This is a genomic window from Mycobacterium sp. 050272, from assembly GCF_039023525.1.
Taxonomy (GTDB): Bacteria; Actinomycetota; Actinomycetes; order Mycobacteriales; family Mycobacteriaceae; genus Mycobacterium.
Window position 1 is genome coordinate 60,172 of the sequence record NZ_JBCHKV010000011.1, and the last position, 15,496, is coordinate 75,667.

The 15,496-nt window shown below is 65.2% G+C and carries 14 protein-coding genes and 1 pseudogene; 8 read left to right on the forward strand and 7 right to left on the reverse strand.

Annotated features, from left to right (window positions below; all coding sequences use genetic code 11):
- Positions 1-679: 679 nt before the first annotated feature.
- Both AAHS21_RS20455 and AAHS21_RS20460 read right to left on the reverse strand, forming a co-directional pair.
- Positions 680-1,132, reverse strand: coding sequence for a hypothetical protein (locus AAHS21_RS20455; RefSeq protein WP_342929392.1), 453 nt, complete (start codon positions 1,130-1,132; stop codon positions 680-682).
- A gap of 979 nt (positions 1,133-2,111) precedes the next feature.
- Positions 2,112-3,041, reverse strand: a complete 930-nt coding sequence (locus AAHS21_RS20460) for a hypothetical protein (protein WP_342929393.1) — start codon at positions 3,039-3,041, stop codon at positions 2,112-2,114.
- Between the two features lie 289 nt (positions 3,042-3,330).
- Here AAHS21_RS20460 and AAHS21_RS20465 point away from each other — a divergent pair, with 289 nt between their 5' ends.
- The 3 genes from AAHS21_RS20465 to AAHS21_RS20475 are packed head-to-tail and all read left to right on the forward strand — an operon-like array spanning position 3,331 to position 6,469.
- A complete protein-coding gene (locus AAHS21_RS20465; protein WP_342929394.1) occupies positions 3,331-5,877 on the forward strand; it encodes a hypothetical protein in 2,547 nt (848 codons plus the stop codon).
- Between the two features lie 8 nt (positions 5,878-5,885).
- Positions 5,886-6,182 carry a hypothetical protein gene (locus AAHS21_RS20470; RefSeq protein WP_342929395.1) on the forward strand — a complete coding sequence of 99 codons (297 nt, stop codon included), beginning with the start codon at positions 5,886-5,888 and terminating at the stop codon, positions 6,180-6,182.
- 23 nt (positions 6,183-6,205) lie between these two features.
- Complete coding sequence (locus tag AAHS21_RS20475) at positions 6,206-6,469, forward strand: hypothetical protein (RefSeq protein ID WP_342929396.1); 264 nt, start codon at positions 6,206-6,208, stop codon at positions 6,467-6,469.
- Positions 6,470-6,499: 30 nt separating this feature from the next.
- Here the strand turns inward: AAHS21_RS20475 and AAHS21_RS20480 are convergent, their stop codons facing one another.
- Positions 6,500-6,913 (reverse strand): F420-dependent biliverdin reductase, encoded by a 414-nt coding sequence (locus tag AAHS21_RS20480; RefSeq protein ID WP_090603160.1) that lies wholly within the window; start codon positions 6,911-6,913, stop codon positions 6,500-6,502.
- 35 nt (positions 6,914-6,948) lie between these two features.
- Between AAHS21_RS20480 and AAHS21_RS20485 the strand changes: the two genes are divergently transcribed.
- From AAHS21_RS20485 to AAHS21_RS20500, 4 genes are read left to right on the forward strand one after another with little or no spacing between them, the layout of a single operon-like run.
- Positions 6,949-7,698, forward strand: coding sequence for an SDR family NAD(P)-dependent oxidoreductase (locus AAHS21_RS20485; protein ID WP_342929397.1), 750 nt, complete (start codon positions 6,949-6,951; stop codon positions 7,696-7,698).
- Positions 7,695-8,852, forward strand: a complete 1,158-nt coding sequence (gene cbiE / locus AAHS21_RS20490) for a precorrin-6y C5,15-methyltransferase (decarboxylating) subunit CbiE (protein WP_342929398.1) — start codon at positions 7,695-7,697, stop codon at positions 8,850-8,852. Before AAHS21_RS20485 ends, cbiE begins: the two co-directional genes overlap by 4 nt.
- Positions 8,849-9,604, forward strand: coding sequence for a precorrin-4 C(11)-methyltransferase (gene cobM / locus AAHS21_RS20495; protein ID WP_342929399.1), 756 nt, complete (start codon positions 8,849-8,851; stop codon positions 9,602-9,604). The genes cbiE and cobM overlap by 4 nt, the downstream gene beginning before the upstream one ends.
- Entirely contained in the window at positions 9,604-10,329 is a 726-nt protein-coding gene (locus AAHS21_RS20500; RefSeq protein ID WP_342929400.1) for a cobalt-precorrin-6A reductase, read from the forward strand. The genes cobM and AAHS21_RS20500 overlap by 1 nt, the downstream gene beginning before the upstream one ends.
- On the opposite strand, the gene sigC is transcribed toward AAHS21_RS20500, so the two are convergent.
- Positions 10,326-10,880, reverse strand: a complete 555-nt coding sequence (sigC, locus tag AAHS21_RS20505) for an RNA polymerase sigma factor SigC (protein ID WP_342929507.1) — start codon at positions 10,878-10,880, stop codon at positions 10,326-10,328. The genes AAHS21_RS20500 and sigC overlap by 4 nt on opposite strands.
- Before the next feature lie 183 nt (positions 10,881-11,063).
- Positions 11,064-11,696, reverse strand: a pseudogene (locus tag AAHS21_RS20510) (DUF2275 domain-containing protein); the annotation flags it as partial.
- 98 nt (positions 11,697-11,794) lie between these two features.
- Here AAHS21_RS20510 and AAHS21_RS20515 point away from each other — a divergent pair.
- A complete protein-coding gene (locus AAHS21_RS20515; protein ID WP_342929401.1) occupies positions 11,795-13,357 on the forward strand; it encodes a PPE family protein in 1,563 nt (520 codons plus the stop codon).
- Positions 13,358-13,363: 6 nt separating this feature from the next.
- Here the strand turns inward: AAHS21_RS20515 and AAHS21_RS20520 are convergent, their stop codons facing one another.
- Together AAHS21_RS20520 and AAHS21_RS20525 are read right to left on the reverse strand one after the other, a co-directional pair.
- Positions 13,364-14,854, reverse strand: coding sequence for a precorrin-2 C(20)-methyltransferase (locus tag AAHS21_RS20520; protein ID WP_342929402.1), 1,491 nt, complete (start codon positions 14,852-14,854; stop codon positions 13,364-13,366).
- Complete coding sequence (locus AAHS21_RS20525; protein ID WP_342929403.1) at positions 14,851-15,477, reverse strand: precorrin-8X methylmutase; 627 nt, start codon at positions 15,475-15,477, stop codon at positions 14,851-14,853. The genes AAHS21_RS20520 and AAHS21_RS20525 overlap by 4 nt, the downstream gene beginning before the upstream one ends.
- Between the last annotated feature and the right edge of the window lie 19 nt (positions 15,478-15,496).

Genomic DNA, 15,496 nt, shown 5'->3' on the forward strand with positions numbered 1-15,496 from the left:
GGTTGTGGTGTGGCGCCCGGCCGTGGTGTAGCGAAGCCTGGTGTGGCGCCTGCCTGCGCCCCGTTATGGCCGAGATTGCCCCTAACGTATTGCTCCAAATTTTTTTCGTCTTCGGGGGGACGGAACATTTGCCCGACATTGACACCGTTGGCTTGTGCGAATTGACGCGCTGACTGCCCGGTTCCCTCTGTATCAAGGATCCGTTGCATCGCATCAAATATGTTCCCAGAATATTTTGCTGCCACCATGCTCGCCTGGGCGCGATATTGGTGCACCGTTGCAACTATCTGGGTTACCTTAGCTTCCATCGGCAACTTGGAATCCTGTATTTCAGTGATCCGGTTATTGGCCTCCTCGGCAATGTTAGTTAGGTCGTGCTGGAGGCTTACGATGCTTTCGTAAGCGGTGCCGTATGCGTTCTCCTTGACGCCGTTTTTCTCTGCGACCTCCCGTGCTTGCTCTTCGCCCTGGCGATAAGCGCTGCGGAGATCGTCCGCCGTGTGGCCCCGTTGGTCGGCTAGCGGTCCAGTTTGCGCATTGCGCAGGGTGTCCGCAAAATTTGAGAACCCCGTCTTGATAATCCCGCGGTTAGCCTTGCCATGAGAAAGTATCATTAGGTCTTGGTCAAATACCCATTGATCACCGACAATGGGAATCGAGTAATCCCCAGGTGGGAAGATCATTTACACATACCTTGTATTGTTACCGTTGCATCGTCGCTTGCGCGTAGGGTTGGCTCCATTTCAGAATCAGGTATTCCATTTTGATAGTCGACCACAAGCTCTTGAAAAATGTCGGTGAGTCTCCGCACTGTTCTGGCCAGCTCTTCTGGCGTCGCTGGCTGCTGAGAAAGCGTTGTCCGAAGAAACTCGCTTCCGGCGAGAATTGATTGTTGACCATTGATTGCGAACACTAATTGGGCAGTTGGATCGGTGCCCCGCTCGCGAGCCGAACTCGCTTTGATCGCACTATGCACCTTCTCGTGCGCGGCACACACCTGCGCCTTTGCGTCTGCAACCTGCTTCGCGGTGTAGGTGGGAGCTGGTGGCGGCTTGGGCTGTACGGGTCGGAACCAGCCGACGATCGCGACACCGAGCGTCACTAGCAGCGCAACGATTAGGAACACCGACATCCGCCAGGGCTGTCTGGGCGGGGATGGCATGGGTACTGGCCACGAGGGTGATGAAGGCGACGGGGGCGGTCCGAAGTTCGACACGTTATCAATCGTATCGTCCCGGGCGAATATCGGTAGTCACCCCAAAGCGACCCTTCTCGCTTCGTTACTATCGAATTCGCTTTTATCCATAGTCGGCATTAGTTATTAAACACTGCAGAGCGATATAGACATCCTAATTAGCTTGCGACTGGGTATTCGTGCGAGAATACTACACGGAAGATTTCGAGCTCTTAATATGAAGCGATAGTCATCTACAGAGTCCCGCGATTGTTGTGTTCTACCAACAGCTCGCAATTGACTACCTCGCGGAAGCGCCTGATTCTGAGACGGAGCCTTTAATCCGCGCCGGAACTGAAGCGCACGCTCGCGAGCTTGCGGACCGCCGCAGCGAGATCAGACGGTGTAGCGGGTTGCTCGGCAAGCTTTGTTGAGAGGTAACGACTTCCTGCATCGAAAACTTGCCTCGAGCTCGTCGCTACCGTGAGCTGCCCTGTCGGGCCACTGCCTCCACTTCGGGCCCCTGCCAAATCGCCGGCTTTACGCACGTGCTCGTAGGCCGTACAGATCGCAGCCTTCGCGTCGGCAATCTGCTCACTGGAATATGTCGGTAGGGGCGGCGGCTTCCTCGGTATGGGTCGAAACCATCCGACGATCGCGACGGCGAGTGTTACGAGCAGTAGGACCGTCAAGAACGCAAACATCGGCCACTGTCGCCTGCGCGGGGCCGGCATTGTGGGAGGCCACGGATATGGGGCAGGCGAAATTGGGGGCGGGGGCAGATCTGACACGGTCTTGATCGTAGCGCCGACTTCGAATTCCGCTAGTCAGCGGTCTGCGTTGAGGCGATAGCCAAGTTCAGTGTTCGAAATTCGTTCTCGCGCAGATGGTCTGATCTGGTTGCCAGCGAGCTACTGCCGCTGGCCTTCCGATGCCGCTACCGGTTCGCGTCCTTGTCGTCGTCATCGCGCTTTTGATCCGGCAAGATGATGCGTCGACTCGCAACCGGTTTGCCTTCAACACGTTTGACGATTTCGGGAGCCGGCGGGGGCGTCGTAATTCGACCTTGGACCGGAGCCCCGTTCTTAACTGACGGTGCCACAATGCGTTTGGTGTCGGGCTTCTCGTCTTTGCCGCCGCCCGCTCCGTGCATTGCACCAGGCGGCATCATCGGCATCGCGCCCATCCCACCCCGCGACGCGCTAGTCGGAGCCGACGCACTCGCCGGCGGTATCGAGGTGGAGCGCGCTGACGCGGGCTCAGTGCCGGCCGATGGAGCGGGCAGTGGATTGAGGCTTCCTGTTGGCGTGGTGGCGCCACCGAGTCCGCCGCCGCCCACGCCGCCACCGCCCGCGCCTGCACCGGCGCCGCTGGTGGATCCCGTTAGTTCACCGGGGATCGCCGCCGCTTCTCCCGCTCCGTGCTGCATCGCGCCCATGCCCGCTTGCATCATCTGCTGTCCGATTTGAGCAGCCTGCTGTGGAAGCTGACTCAATGGTTGCAGTAAACCTTGCATGGCCCCGGAAATGCCGCCAGCGACGCCCGAGATCATCTGCGGAATCTGCTGGGCCATCTCGGCCGGACTACCGGCGCCGCCCAACTTTCCGGCCGATTCTGCTTCATTCGCAGGGAATTTGGCCATAGCGTCAGCGGTTTTCGCGTCGCGCTCGGCGTACCCGTTTTGGGCGTCGCCCATATCCCTGGGATCGCCGCCATTTGCGGCCAGGCCAAGGGCCCTGAGTAGCTGGCTGAGAGGAACGGTGCCCGTAGCCAGCTGATCGGGCGTGATCCCCGGTGGTGGTGGACCGCCACTCAACTTGGCCAGGTGCTCGAGAATTATGCGAATTTCATCGTCGCCGCCGCTCATGGTTCCCTCCCGAGCGGAAATGTGCGAAGCAAGGCGGTGTCGACCAACATGACATCCTCCCTGGCTACCACGAATTAACGTGCCCCCATGCCCTAATGGCGAGGCTAACGACGGTGTGAACGCTGGTCAATTCACCACGAAGTCCTCAAACGCTGGCCGAGCCGCGCCGGCCATCCCCGAGGGTCGCTTGTTGATGAATGAGTTGTACCGCGAAGCGGTCGAGGCTAGCTTGGCAGCGCGATCCGCGGGTGAATAGCTTCGACGGCCAGCTCGGGCAAAAATCTCGCGTGTGGCACCCATTGTTGTCGACCCAGACGCGTTGTCCGCTGCGGGCAGCGCCGTGGTTGCGGCGGGCGACGGCCTGGACGCGGCGATGACAGTGTTGACGGCGGGCTTCGGCGCCAACACGGGTTTGGATGTGGCCGGTGAGGTGTTCGGGCTGTCGTATCAAGCGACGGCGGAGTCGTTGTTGAAGGCTGCGGCGGCGGCGATCAACGCATGTCGGCGCAATGGCGTCATGATCCAAGTCGACGCATCGAACTGGTCGCAAGCTGAAGCGGCCTCGCGCCTGGGAGGCGGTGCGAGCGTGCTGCACGCACCAACGGAGCCGGCACACATTGGCGCGCCCGGGCCGCCGGGAACATTGGGCCCAGGGGAGCCCCCGCCGCTGTTATGGGCGGTCGTGCAGTCATTCGTCGACGATGTCTGGCCGAACGGCGACGTGGCAGCGATACGTTCCGCGGCCGGGTGCTGGCGCACATTTAGCTCAGCGGTCAGCGGGATGCAGGATGCGCTGGATGGATCGAAGACGCTGGTCGGGACACAGCAGATCCCCGAAGGCGAAAAGATCAATCAAGTCCTTTCGCGCATCGTCGTCGCGATGGCCACGTTGGGGGCTCAATGCTGGCATATGGCGACCGTCCTCGATGATTTCGCCGGGCAAGTTGCCAAGGCTCAGAACGACATCCGAAATCTGTTGCGCCGCTTGGAGTCGCTAACTGATGTCTGGCATGACGTCGTCTCGATACTCGATGGAAAAGCGTTCGAAGAAATCAAGGAGATCGCTTGTGACATCAACGTCGTATTGCATGACTTGGGCCGAGAGGCAAGGGCTTTCGAGCAGGGCATAAAGCTGCTGATGCAGGTTGCCGACGGCTTGGTCGTCGACATGGAGAAGTCCATGCGCGGTCGGTTCACCCACTTCTTCGGCGACGCCGTCGGAAACCAGGTCGCCACTGTTTTCGACACTTTCGTCAACGCAAACGAGGGAGTTGTCAAAGTAGCCGCCCAAACGGCCCTAGGCGTGGGCGATTTAGCAGCGCCATGGTTGCTCCTCGATCCCCAGGGTGCGGAGACCACCTGGAAGGACATGGTGCAGGGCCAGTTCAGGGCAAGTCTTCTCAACGAAATTCTGCATCCGCGGGAAGGCGGGGCGGCCAACCTGCAGATGTGGAAATCGCTTCTACACCTTGATGATTGGAGCACAGCTCGGCCGGGCTTGGGATTCGGGGAGAACGTTTTTGACGGCGCGACCTTATTTATGCCCGGACTCGGCGAGGCCGGTGTGGGGGCGAAAGCAGGGTCTGCGGCTGCACGTGGTGCCGAAGAGGCCGCGGAAGGCGCGGGCGCAGCGGGGCGTGCCGGAGAATTCGCGGTTACCGGGGGCGCGCTGGGCGACATCGGCAAGGCCGGCACCAACCTGACGAAAGACCTCGACAACCTGAAACTCGACCTGCCCAAAACAGATCTTCCGGCAGGCGGTCGTCCGGTCAGCCCGCCACCGCTCGAAGCTCCAAAGGTGCCGCCGCCACGACCGGTGGAACCGGCGCCGCCAGGCACGTCAGCGCCTCATTCGCCAACGGCGCCGGGTGGTTCGGCCCCGGGTCGCCCAGAGGCGCCGGTCAGTCCGCATGATCCAGCGCCTGCGGGTAGACCGCATGAACCGGCGTCCGCGCCCGCCGGAGGCCCACGAGAGCCCGCACCGGTGTCGGCCGCACCCACCGAGCATCTGCCGTCACGCAATCCGCAGCTCGAAGAGCCCAATTCGCTACACGTGCCGTCGGCGGCCGATGGGGCTTCGCTTGAAACTGCACCAGCCGCGGTGCCCTCTGCAAACCAGTCACCGGCGCTCGCATCTGCGGCACCTCATGCATCGCCTTCACATTTCACGCCGTCCAGTGCGCCATCCGCCGAACTAACTCCTCCAGGTGGCGGCGGATGGCGCGGGATTGGCGAGGAAGTCTCCCAGGGCAGCCCGCACGATGCGGCACCAGGCGGCGGACCCGGTAACGGCCGCAGCGACGCACCAGGATCCCCTCGCGACGGAGACGACGGGAAATTGGAGGATGGGCGGCCGCACGACGACAAGTCGGGCGATGACATCGAAGGCGAGCTGAATCAAGGTGAAGGGGATTCGTACGCCCTTCCGCGCCCTGAGCTTGTCTCTCCACCGCCAGACGGTGCCTTTTTCTGGTCCGGACGAACCTCTGAGGGAATCGGTATCGGGCCAGTATCTGCGGGAGGTAACGGCGCCGCCGATCTGTACGCGGGCTCGCACGAGGGAACCACCTTGGAAGGGCTGTTGGAGCGGAATGGTGTAGTGCCCCCTAAGTGGAGCTTTGACGACCCGGCTGCACAAGATTGGTGGTCTCGAGTTTCCGGAATGTTCGCCGAGAACGTCGTAGGTCAAGTTCATGCTGTTATCGGATCGGATCTTCGTACCGGTAACGTCTGGGAGACGGTCGAACTACCGAGGCTTATGGACAACCCGAATGTGACTAGAATTGTGATCATTGACCCTGAGAATGGTTCTGTGACGAATATCTTCGAGCGCTGAGGAGCTGAATGTTGAACTCGGACACCCTTAACTCCGCCATCGTCATTGCTGTGAAAGACACCGCTGTCCCACGGGTGGACAAAACCAAGCTGCTCCAAGCGTTCGGACCGGCCGAAGGAGAAGTACTGAGCGCGCAGGTTTCCGATCTCATTCGCGAGGCTGTCAGTATGCCCATTGAGTGGGGCAGCATGACATTGGAAGAAGGCGTTAACGACATCTTGGGGCGATTTCATGAGCGGCACCCGGAGCTATCGGCGGAAGCGCTTCATGAGATAGGGCGATGCGTTGGGTGGAACCTTCGGTAATCACACGAGGGCCGTGCTATCGCATGAAATTTGAAGACACTTATTTTTCGAGAGATGACAGATATTCAATTGGAATCGAGTCCGTCTCCGGTCGGTATTATGCGTCAATACCCGTAAGCAACGGCATAGTTGATTACGAAGAGTATTACGAGTTAACCCAAGACCAGTATCGCACTTTTCTAGGTGACCGCACAGCAGCGATCGAATTCATACAGGCTTGTCGTAATCGTGAGCACGATGACCTGCTGTTGCAAAGACCGGGCAGCAATCGAGGAACGCCCGTGTAAGTTCCTGCTGGGTACAGCGGGATTGGATTACTACTCGCCGCCGCGGTCGAGCAGGTCTGACGACCCGAGCACGCGCTCGATTTGGACTTCGATGACCACGCGTCGCGGGTTCGGGCGCGGCGTGCGGTAGCGCTGCGCATACCGCAGCTCGGCATCGCGCACGGCATCGGCGTCGTTGTTGACCTTGGACCGGCCTTCAAGCGAAATCCAGCGCGCGCCGTCGACCTGGCTGAGCACGGCCACCCCGGCGCGGTCGGCGTTGACGGCCTTCTGCGTGCCCCCGCTGGTGATCACCCGCGCGATGTGCGTCGTGGGGTCGAAGGTGAATCCGACGGCTACCACGTGCGGCGAGTTGTCCGCCCGAAGCGTGGTCAGCATCGCCAGGTGACGCTCGGACAGAAACGCCAAAGCATCGTTGGTCAGCCGCGTCGTGGTGTTCGCCATCACCGCTCACGCTAGCGCAGGTGATAATCGCAGCCGTGGACGACACGGGCGCAGGTCCAGTTCTGATTCTGGGCGGCCGCAGCGAGATCGGCATCGAGCTCGCGCAGCTGCTGGCCCCAGGCGCAACCGTGGTGCTGGCCGCACGCCGGTCTGACCAGCTCCAGGAGCAGGTCGCCGGGCTCCAACAAGCCGGCGCGAAGGCGGTGCACACCCGAGAGTTCGACGCCGACGACCTGGCCTCACACGGCCCGTTGGTCGCAGACGTCACCGCCGAGCACGGACCCATCGGCACCGCGGTGCTGGCCTTCGGGATCCTGGGCGATCAGGCCCGCGCCGAGGCCGACGCCACCCACGCGACCGCCGTCGTGCACACCGACTACGTCGCCCAGGTCAGCATGCTCACCCATCTCGCCAACGCCATGCGCGAAAGCAACAGCGGCCAGCTGGTGGTGTTCTCCTCGATCGCCGGCGCGCGCGTGCGTCGGGCCAACTACGTCTACGGTTCGGCGAAGGCCGGTCTGGACGGCTTCGCCAGCGGCTTGGCCGACGCACTGCACGGCAGCGGGGTGCACCTGCTCATCTCGCGCCCCGGCTTCGTGATCGGGCGTATGACGGAGGGCATGACCCCGGCACCGCTATCCAGCACCCCGGAACAAGTGGCCGCCGCCACCGCACGCGCGCTCGCCAAGAAAAAGCGCACGGTGTGGATCCCGTGGGCGCTGGGACCCGCGGCGGCCGTGATGCGGATGTTGCCGCAATTCGTCTGGCGCAGGATGCCGCGATGATCGTCGTGGTCGGCATCGGCGCCGACGGTATGGCCGGCCTTGCCACGGAATCCAGGGACGAATTGCACACGGCCACAGTCATTTACGGTGCCGAACGACAGCTGAATCTGCTCGACGGCACGGTGACCGCCGAACGCAGAGCGTGGCCGTCGCCGATGTTGCCGGCTCTGCAGGCGCTTCGGCCCGATGCCGACGTTCACGTCGTCGCCAGCGGCGACCCGCTGATGCACGGCATCGGCGGCACGCTGATCCGCCTGCACGGAGCCGGAAACGTCCGCGTATTACCGCATGTCTCCTCGGTGACGCTGGCGTGCGCCCGAATGGGCTGGAATGTCCACGACACCGAGGTGATCAGCCTGGTCACGGCACCGCCACACACCGCGGTCCGCCGCGGCGGCCAAGCGATCGTGCTGTCGCAAAGCGGGTCCACGCCGAAAGCCTTGAGCGAATTACTCATCGCGCACGGCCGCGGTGATTCCGAGTTCAGCGTGCTCGAACAACTGGGCGGCCCGGCCGAACGCCGCCGCGACGGCACCGCCCGCGACTGGGCCAACGACGACATCGACGACCTCAACGTGATCGCCATTCGTTATCTGCCCGACGAACGCATCACGCCCTTACCCGACGAGATGTTCGTCCACGACGGCCAGATCACCAAACACGGCATCCGCGCGGTCACCCTCGCGGCTCTGCAACCACGGCCCGGTGAGCGGTTGTGGGATGTGGGCGCGGGCTCGGGCAGCATCGCCGTCGAATGGTGCCGCAGTTGGCAAGGCTGCACCGCCGTGGCGTTCGAGCACGACGAGCAGCGTCGCAAGAACATCGCGTTCAATGCCGCCGCCTACGGCGTCGCGATCGACGTGCACGGCGAAGCGCCGGACGAGTTCGACGGCGCGCCAGCCCCTGACGCCATCTTCATCGGCGGCGGCCTAACCCATCCCGGCCTCCTCGATGTCTGCCTGGAGCGGCTCTCAGAAGGGGGCCGCCTGGTCGCCAACGTCGTGACCATAGAATCGGAAGCTGAACTACTGCAGGCATATTCACGACTCGGTGGCGAGCTGCGGCGCTTCCAGCACTATCAAGGCGAACCGCTGGGCGGCTTCACCGGCTGGCGCCCGCAATACCCGGTTACCCAGTGGGCGGTGACGAAGTGACGGTTTACTTCATCGGCGCCGGCCCCGGCGCCGCCGACCTGATCACCGTTCGCGGTCAACGACTGCTGCAACGATGCGAAACCTGCCTCTACGCGGGCTCGATCATGCCGGACGACCTGCTTGCCCTGTGCCCGCCCGGCGCGAAAATCGTTGACACTGGACCGTTGACGCTCGAGCAGATCGTCGCCGAACTCGCCGATGCGAACGACAAAGGCCACGACGTCGCTCGACTGCACTCCGGCGATCCGTCGCTGTACAGCGCGGTGGCCGAGCAATGCCGCCAGCTCGAAGCGCTGGGAATCGGCTACGAAATCGTGCCCGGTGTACCGGCTTTCGCCGCCGCAGCAGCGGCTCTGAAGAAAGAGCTCACCGTTCCGGGAGTGGCGCAGACCGTCACGCTGACCCGGGTATCGACGCTGTCGACGGCCATGCCCGCCGGTGAAGACCTGCCCACCCTCGCCCAATCTGGCGGTACGCTGGTACTGCATTTGGCGGCCGCTCAGATCGACGCCATTGTTCCGCAACTCCTGCAAGGCGGCTACCCGCCCGAAACCCCAACAGCGGTCGTGGCTTTCGCGAGCTGGCCGCAAGAAATAGTGCTCCGCGGCACCCTCGACACCATTGCCGGCCAAATGCACGACGCCGGCATCACCAAGACCGCCGTCATCATCGTCGGCGATGTGCTTGCCGCCAAGGGCTTTACGGACAGCTATCTGTATTCGACCGCGCGCCGCGCAACAAGCCAACACTGATGCGGGTACTGCTGCTCGGTGGCACCGCTGAGGGGCGCGCGCTCGCCAAAGTATTGCACCCCGACGTCGACGTGATCAGCTCGTTGGCCGGGCGAGTCCCGGACCCGGCGCTGCCCGTCGGCGAAGTGCGCATCGGCGGATTCGGTGGCGTCGACGGCCTCAAAAACTGGTTGCGAGAACACGACATCGATGCCGTCGTCGACGCCACCCACCCGTTCGCGGCGACCATCACCGCGCACGCCGTGCAGGCCTGCACAGAACTGCGCATCGAGCACCTGGTGCTGGCCCGCCCGGCCTGGGAACCCGGCGCCGCGCAGGTCGTAAAGTCCGATAGCGAAGCCGCGAAAGCCGTTGCCAACCAACGGTTTGAACGGATATTCCTCACCACTGGCCGCTCGGGAACCAAGGCCTTCGCCAAAAGCAACGCATGGTTTCTGATTCGCGCGGTCACCGAACCGGAGAAGGCCGACCTACCGCAAAATCACCGGGTGCTGTTGTCCCGTGGGCCGTACCACTACGACAACGAAATCGCCCTCATGCGCGAGCACCGCATCGACGCCCTGGTGACCAAGAACAGCGGTGGCGACATGACGAAGGCAAAGCTGGATGCGGCCGCGGCATTGGACATTCCGGTGATCATGGTTCAGCGACCGCCGCTGCCGGACGGCGTGCTCAAGGCCGACACCGTCGAACAGGCGGCGGATTGGGTTGCGCGCCAAGCCTAACCGGTGAGGTCGTCGCGTTCCGCGTCGGCCATCAGCGCATCACGAGCCCGGGCGACACGGGACCGGATGGTGCCCACCGGGCAGCCACACACGGCGGCGGCGTCGGCGTAGGGCAGCCCGAGCAGCTGGGTCAGCAGCAGGGCCTCGCGTTGCTCAGAAGTGAGGTTGGCGATCATCGTCGTCACCTCGACCAGGTCCTCGAATCCGCGCGCGTGCCGGTCGCTGGTGCGCACGTGCTCGGGATTGGCACCCGGCGCGGTGCGCGGCCGCGACTGGACGTGGCGGATGTGGTCGGCGACCACGCGGCGCGCGATGGACAGCAGCCAGGTGCGGGCGCTGGAGCGGCCGGAGAACCGCTCGATCGCCCCGATTGCCCGCAGGAATGTTTCCTGGGTCAGATCGTCGGCGTTACCCGCGTCGGAAAGGTAGGTGACGAACCGCCACACGTCTTGCTGGGTGGCTTTGATGAATGCCTCGAGAGCTCGCTCGTTCCCGCGTGCGGCTGCCAAGGCCAGTTCGGTCACGGCCTCGTCGTCGCTGGACGCGGTCATGGCCAACCACCTTAGTTGTGCGGGTTCGATCAGTCTACGACGGGCCGTCGTAGACTTTGCGGCGAGGTCCGACGGAGAACGGTTGATCGGCCGCAGATGGCCGCGGCGGCGAGTGGGGAAACTGGCGGGCAGCTCGCCATCGAAAGCGTCGAAGTCGGCCTCGCCCGACCCGCTGCCGCCGGTTCGTTCGCGCGCCACCAACACCGCGAACGCCAGCCCCAGCAGCACGGGCACGTGACTGGCGACGCGTGTCGCGGTGACTTGGCCGTCCAGGGCGTCGGCCGCCACATAACCCATCAGTCCGAGGGAATACGCGCCGGCTATCGCCGCTACGCCGGTCGCCATCACCGGCCAGACACCGGCCGCGATCATGGCCGTCCCCAACGCCAATAACCAGGCCGTGGACTCGTGCAACAGGTGCTCGCCGGACATCGCGCCGTGCATGTGATGCGACACCATCCCGAAGCTCATCCCGCCGATTTGCGCAGCCGCGATCACGACCTGGAAGGCGCCTACGGCGATGAGTCCCCACCGCGCGTAGCGCGCCCGAACGGCGCGCATCCAGCCGTTACGCGCTGTCGGGTCCTCGTCGATGCTCGCCATGATCCGGGCGACCAGGTCCGGGCCGTCACCGGGTTCGATCGAGGCCAGCCGCCGAGTCTGGGTGGCCGCGCCGATCAACCAGGTACGACACCCACGACACGTCTCCAGATGGGCATCCACCTGCTGGGCGAGCACGTCCGTTCGCTCGCCGTCCAATCGGGCGGAAAGCGCTTCACGCGCAACATCACACCGCATCCCTGCATCGTTGCGCATGCGTGCGCCGGGCGCAAAGAAGAAACCCGGTGGGAACTAAATCGTGCGCCGCAACGACCACTGAGGACAGCCCACGTCGCCCCGGAAGGCCCGCTTTCATGACCGCCCCGATCTGGCTCGCGTTTCCACCCGAGGTGCATTCCACGCTGCTGAGCAGTGGGCCCGGACCGGGGCCGCTGCTGGCGGCGGCCGGTGCGTGGTCGGCGTTGAGCACCGAATACGCCGACGCTGCCGACGAACTCACCGGTCTGCTGGGCGCGGTGCAGGCCGGGGAGTGGCAGGGCCCGAGCGCGGAGCAGTACGTCGCCGCCCACGCCCCGTACCTGACCTGGCTGCTCGCCAGCGCGGCGGACAGCACGGCCGCGGCCGCATTGCACGAGACGGCCGCCGGCGCCTACACGGCTGCGCTGGCCGCGATGCCCACGCTGGGCGAGCTCGCCGCGAACCACGTCATTCACGGCACCCTGGTCGCGACGAACTTCTTCGGCATCAACACGATTCCGATCGCCGTCAACGAGGCCGACTATGCGCGCATGTGGGTGCAGGCCGCCACGACGATGAGCACCTATGAGGCAGTTAGCGAATCCGCGCTCGCCGCGGTGCCGCCGTCGACCCCCGCACCCCAGATCATGACGGCGGCCGCGAACACGTCGACCACCCAGCAGCAAGCCACCACCGCGGCGCCACAGTACCCGTCCTGGATGGATCAGCTCGAGGCGTGGATTCGGCAGTACACGACCAGTTTTGCCTGGCCGGTATCCAAGGAACTCAACCCCGGTGGCTGGCCGTTCCCGCCGGTGCCCTGGGTCAACAGCCTCGCCTCCTTTTTCACGCAGTTGGGGCTGTCGCCGACGCTGGCCAGCGCGATGGGCTGGGCCATCTTCCACACCCTGATGATTTTCTGGCCGTTCATCCAGGTCGCTGTTCAGCTGGCCGTCGTCGCCATCCCGGCCATGATGGCCGTCGCCGCTGCGGCGGGTGCCGGGGCGGCGGCGGGCGCCGCGGCGATCGCGGTGAGCACCGCGGTTCCCCTGTCGATCCAGCCGCCGTTACCCGCGATGGCGCCCACGCCAATGCCCACCGCGCCGGCTCCAGCGGGATTCGGCAATGTGCCGACCAGCTCGAGTGTCAGCGCGCCCGCTCCGGCGCCCGCGACGGCAACGGCCATGCCCGCGCACGGTGCCCCACCGGTCGGTGGCGGCCCCGGGGTTGGCTTCGGCCCGACCAGTACGACCGGACTCGGCGCCGGCCTGTCCGACGCGCTGTATGCCGTTGGGCTGTCCGGACTTTCGGGGAGTGCCAGCGCGCGAAACCGATCCCGCCGCAAGTCCGAGGAGCCCGCACCGGACGACGCTGAAGCCCCGGCCGCGTCGGCGGCGGCATCCGCCAAGGAGCGGTTGAAGGCCCGCCGCCGTCGCGGCGGAACCGCAAAGGACAAGGCCTACCGATACGAGTACATGGACCTCGACGACACCCCCGCCGCGCCGGACGACAAGCCCGTCTCCACGGCTGGGGAGTCCGGTGCGGGGCCGCTCGGATTCGCCGGTGCCGCAGCCAAATCCGGCGCAGACCACGCCGCAGGGCTGACGACGCTGACCGGTGACGGGCTCAATGACGGCCCGTCCATGCCGATGCTGCCGAAGACCTGGGGCAAGGACTAACCGGCTTCAGGTAGGGTAGCGCCGCGGCGTGAACACCTTGTCGCCGGAATCGTCTGTGTACCAATGGGTTTGAGACGAACCAACGATCAGCAGGCAGCGCATGTCGACGTCGGCCGGATCAAGGTCGGCCAGCCGCACCACGCGGACATCCTCGTCGGGCCCGGACACGTTACGGCCGATCACTACCGGCGTTCCCGGCTCGCGATGGGTCAGCAGGATGTCGCGCATGGCGCCGACCTGCCAGGTCCGGCTCTTGGACGCCGGGTTGTAGATGGCCAGCACCAGATCGGCCGCGGCCGCGGCGGTCAGGCGTGTCTCGATCACGTCCCACGGCTTGAGCCGATCCGACAGCGAAATCACCGCGTAGTCGTGACCCAGCGGCGCACCGACGCGGCTGGCGACGGCCTGGGCCGCGGTCATCGCCGGGATCACGCGAACCTGAATCCCGGGCCACTGTTTGGCCTCTTCCAGCACGGCGGTGGCCATTGCGAACACTCCGGGATCGCCCGAGGACACCACCGCGACGGCGCGGCCCTGTTCGGCCAGTGCGCAGGCCAGGCGCGCCCGCGCGGGTTCGTCGGTGTTGTCGCTCGGGTGGCGCTGCTGGCCGTCGCGCACCGGGACGCGGTCGAGGTAGTTGCCGTAGCCGATCAGGTCGGTCGCGGCGGCCAGCTCACGTCGGCTCTGCGGTGTCATCCAGTCGTGGTCGCCGGGGCCCAGACCCACGACGGCGACGGCCCCGACCGGCGCGCGTTCCGCCAACCGACGTCCGCCCGGCAGCATGGCCAGGGAGAAGTAGGGCACGCTGCCCTCGTCGACGTCAGCGGCCGGCGAGATGCGTTGCGCGGCCATACTGGCCCGCTCCACATAGAACGCTTCGTCTAGTCGCCCGGACGCCGAAAGAGCTTCCCGCACAGTGCGATACGAACGGCCCAGCTTGAGCACCACGGCGGCGTCCGCATCGGCGAGCCGGCGGGTCAGCTCGGCGACGGGCAGGGTTCCCGGCAGCACCGACAGCACCTCGTCGCCGGCCACCAGTGGGATTGCCACGGCCGCCGAGGCAGCGCTGACCGACGTCACGCCGGGCACGATGACGGCGTCGAACCGCTGCGTCAGCCGGGTGTGCAGATGCATATACGAGCTGTAGAACAGCGGATCGCCTTCGGCCAGCAGCGCCACATTGCGTCCCGCGTCGAGGTGCGCGGCGATGCGCTCGGTGGCCTCGATATAGAAGTCCTCGATCGCGCCGGCGTACCCGCCGGGATGATCGGTCGCCTCGGTGGTCACCGGATAGACCAGGTGCTCCTCGATTTGGCCGGGCCGCAGATACGGTTCGGCGATGCCGCGCGCGATGCTGCGGCCATGCCGGGCGCTGTGGTACGCGACGACGTCGGCCTCGGCGATCACCCGCGCCGCCTTGACGGTCACCAGCTCCGGATCGCCGGGGCCCAGGCCGACGCCCCACAGCGTGCCTCGCTGGTCTGAGGAGTCCGTCATTCGGCGTCGCTCGCGATCGCGTTGACGGCTGCGGCGGCCATCGCGCTGCCACCGCGGCGGCCCCGCACCACCAGATACGACATCCCGCGGGGGCGTTCGATCAGCTCCACCTTGGACTGTGCCGAGCCGACGAATCCCACCGGCCCGCCCAGCACCGCCACCGGTGCCGGGGCCCCCTCGTCAATCAGCTCGAGCAGCCGGAACAGCGCGGTAGGGGCATTGCCGATCGCCAGCACCGCGCCGTCGAGCCGGTCGGCCCACAGTTCGACGCCCGCCGCCGACCGGGTGATCTGCTGTCGCGCGGCCAACTCGGGTGCGCGAGGGTCGGCCACCAACGACACGACCTCGTTGGCGGCGGGCAGCCGTGCTTTGGTGATCCCGGCGGCCACCATCGACGAATCGCACAGCACGGGAGCGCCATCTCGCAGCGCGGCGCCGGTCCGCGCCACCACGTCCCGGGTGAAGGCGACATGCTCGGCGACGTCCACCTGCCCGCAGGTATGGATCAACCGGACGACGACCTGGGCCACGTCGGCGGGGAATCGGGCCAAGTCGGCCTCGGCGCGGATGGTCGCGAACGACTGGCGATAGATCTCCGCCGCGTCGCGGATGTAGTCGAGCACCTGCCCACCCTACGGCCCC

What these genes read in the sequence shown, in the direction of transcription:
- AAHS21_RS20455 (WP_342929392.1), bottom strand. Translation starts at nt 1,132, where the DNA reads ATGTCGGTGTTCCTAATCGTTGCGCTGCTAGTGACGCTCGGTGTCGCG.
- AAHS21_RS20460 (WP_342929393.1), bottom strand. Translation starts at nt 3,041, where the DNA reads ATGAGCGGCGGCGACGATGAAATTCGCATAATTCTCGAGCACCTGGCC.
- AAHS21_RS20470 (WP_342929395.1), top strand. Translation starts at nt 5,886, where the DNA reads ATGTTGAACTCGGACACCCTTAACTCCGCCATCGTCATTGCTGTGAAA.
- AAHS21_RS20475 (WP_342929396.1), top strand. Translation starts at nt 6,206, where the DNA reads ATGAAATTTGAAGACACTTATTTTTCGAGAGATGACAGATATTCAATT.
- AAHS21_RS20480 (WP_090603160.1), bottom strand. Translation starts at nt 6,913, where the DNA reads ATGGCGAACACCACGACGCGGCTGACCAACGATGCTTTGGCGTTTCTG.
- cbiE (WP_342929398.1), top strand. Translation starts at nt 7,695, where the DNA reads ATGATCGTCGTGGTCGGCATCGGCGCCGACGGTATGGCCGGCCTTGCC.
- AAHS21_RS20500 (WP_342929400.1), top strand. Translation starts at nt 9,604, where the DNA reads ATGCGGGTACTGCTGCTCGGTGGCACCGCTGAGGGGCGCGCGCTCGCC.
- sigC (WP_342929507.1), bottom strand. Translation starts at nt 10,880, where the DNA reads ATGACCGCGTCCAGCGACGACGAGGCCGTGACCGAACTGGCCTTGGCA.
- AAHS21_RS20515 (WP_342929401.1), top strand. Translation starts at nt 11,795, where the DNA reads ATGACCGCCCCGATCTGGCTCGCGTTTCCACCCGAGGTGCATTCCACG.
- AAHS21_RS20520 (WP_342929402.1), bottom strand. Translation starts at nt 14,854, where the DNA reads ATGACGGACTCCTCAGACCAGCGAGGCACGCTGTGGGGCGTCGGCCTG.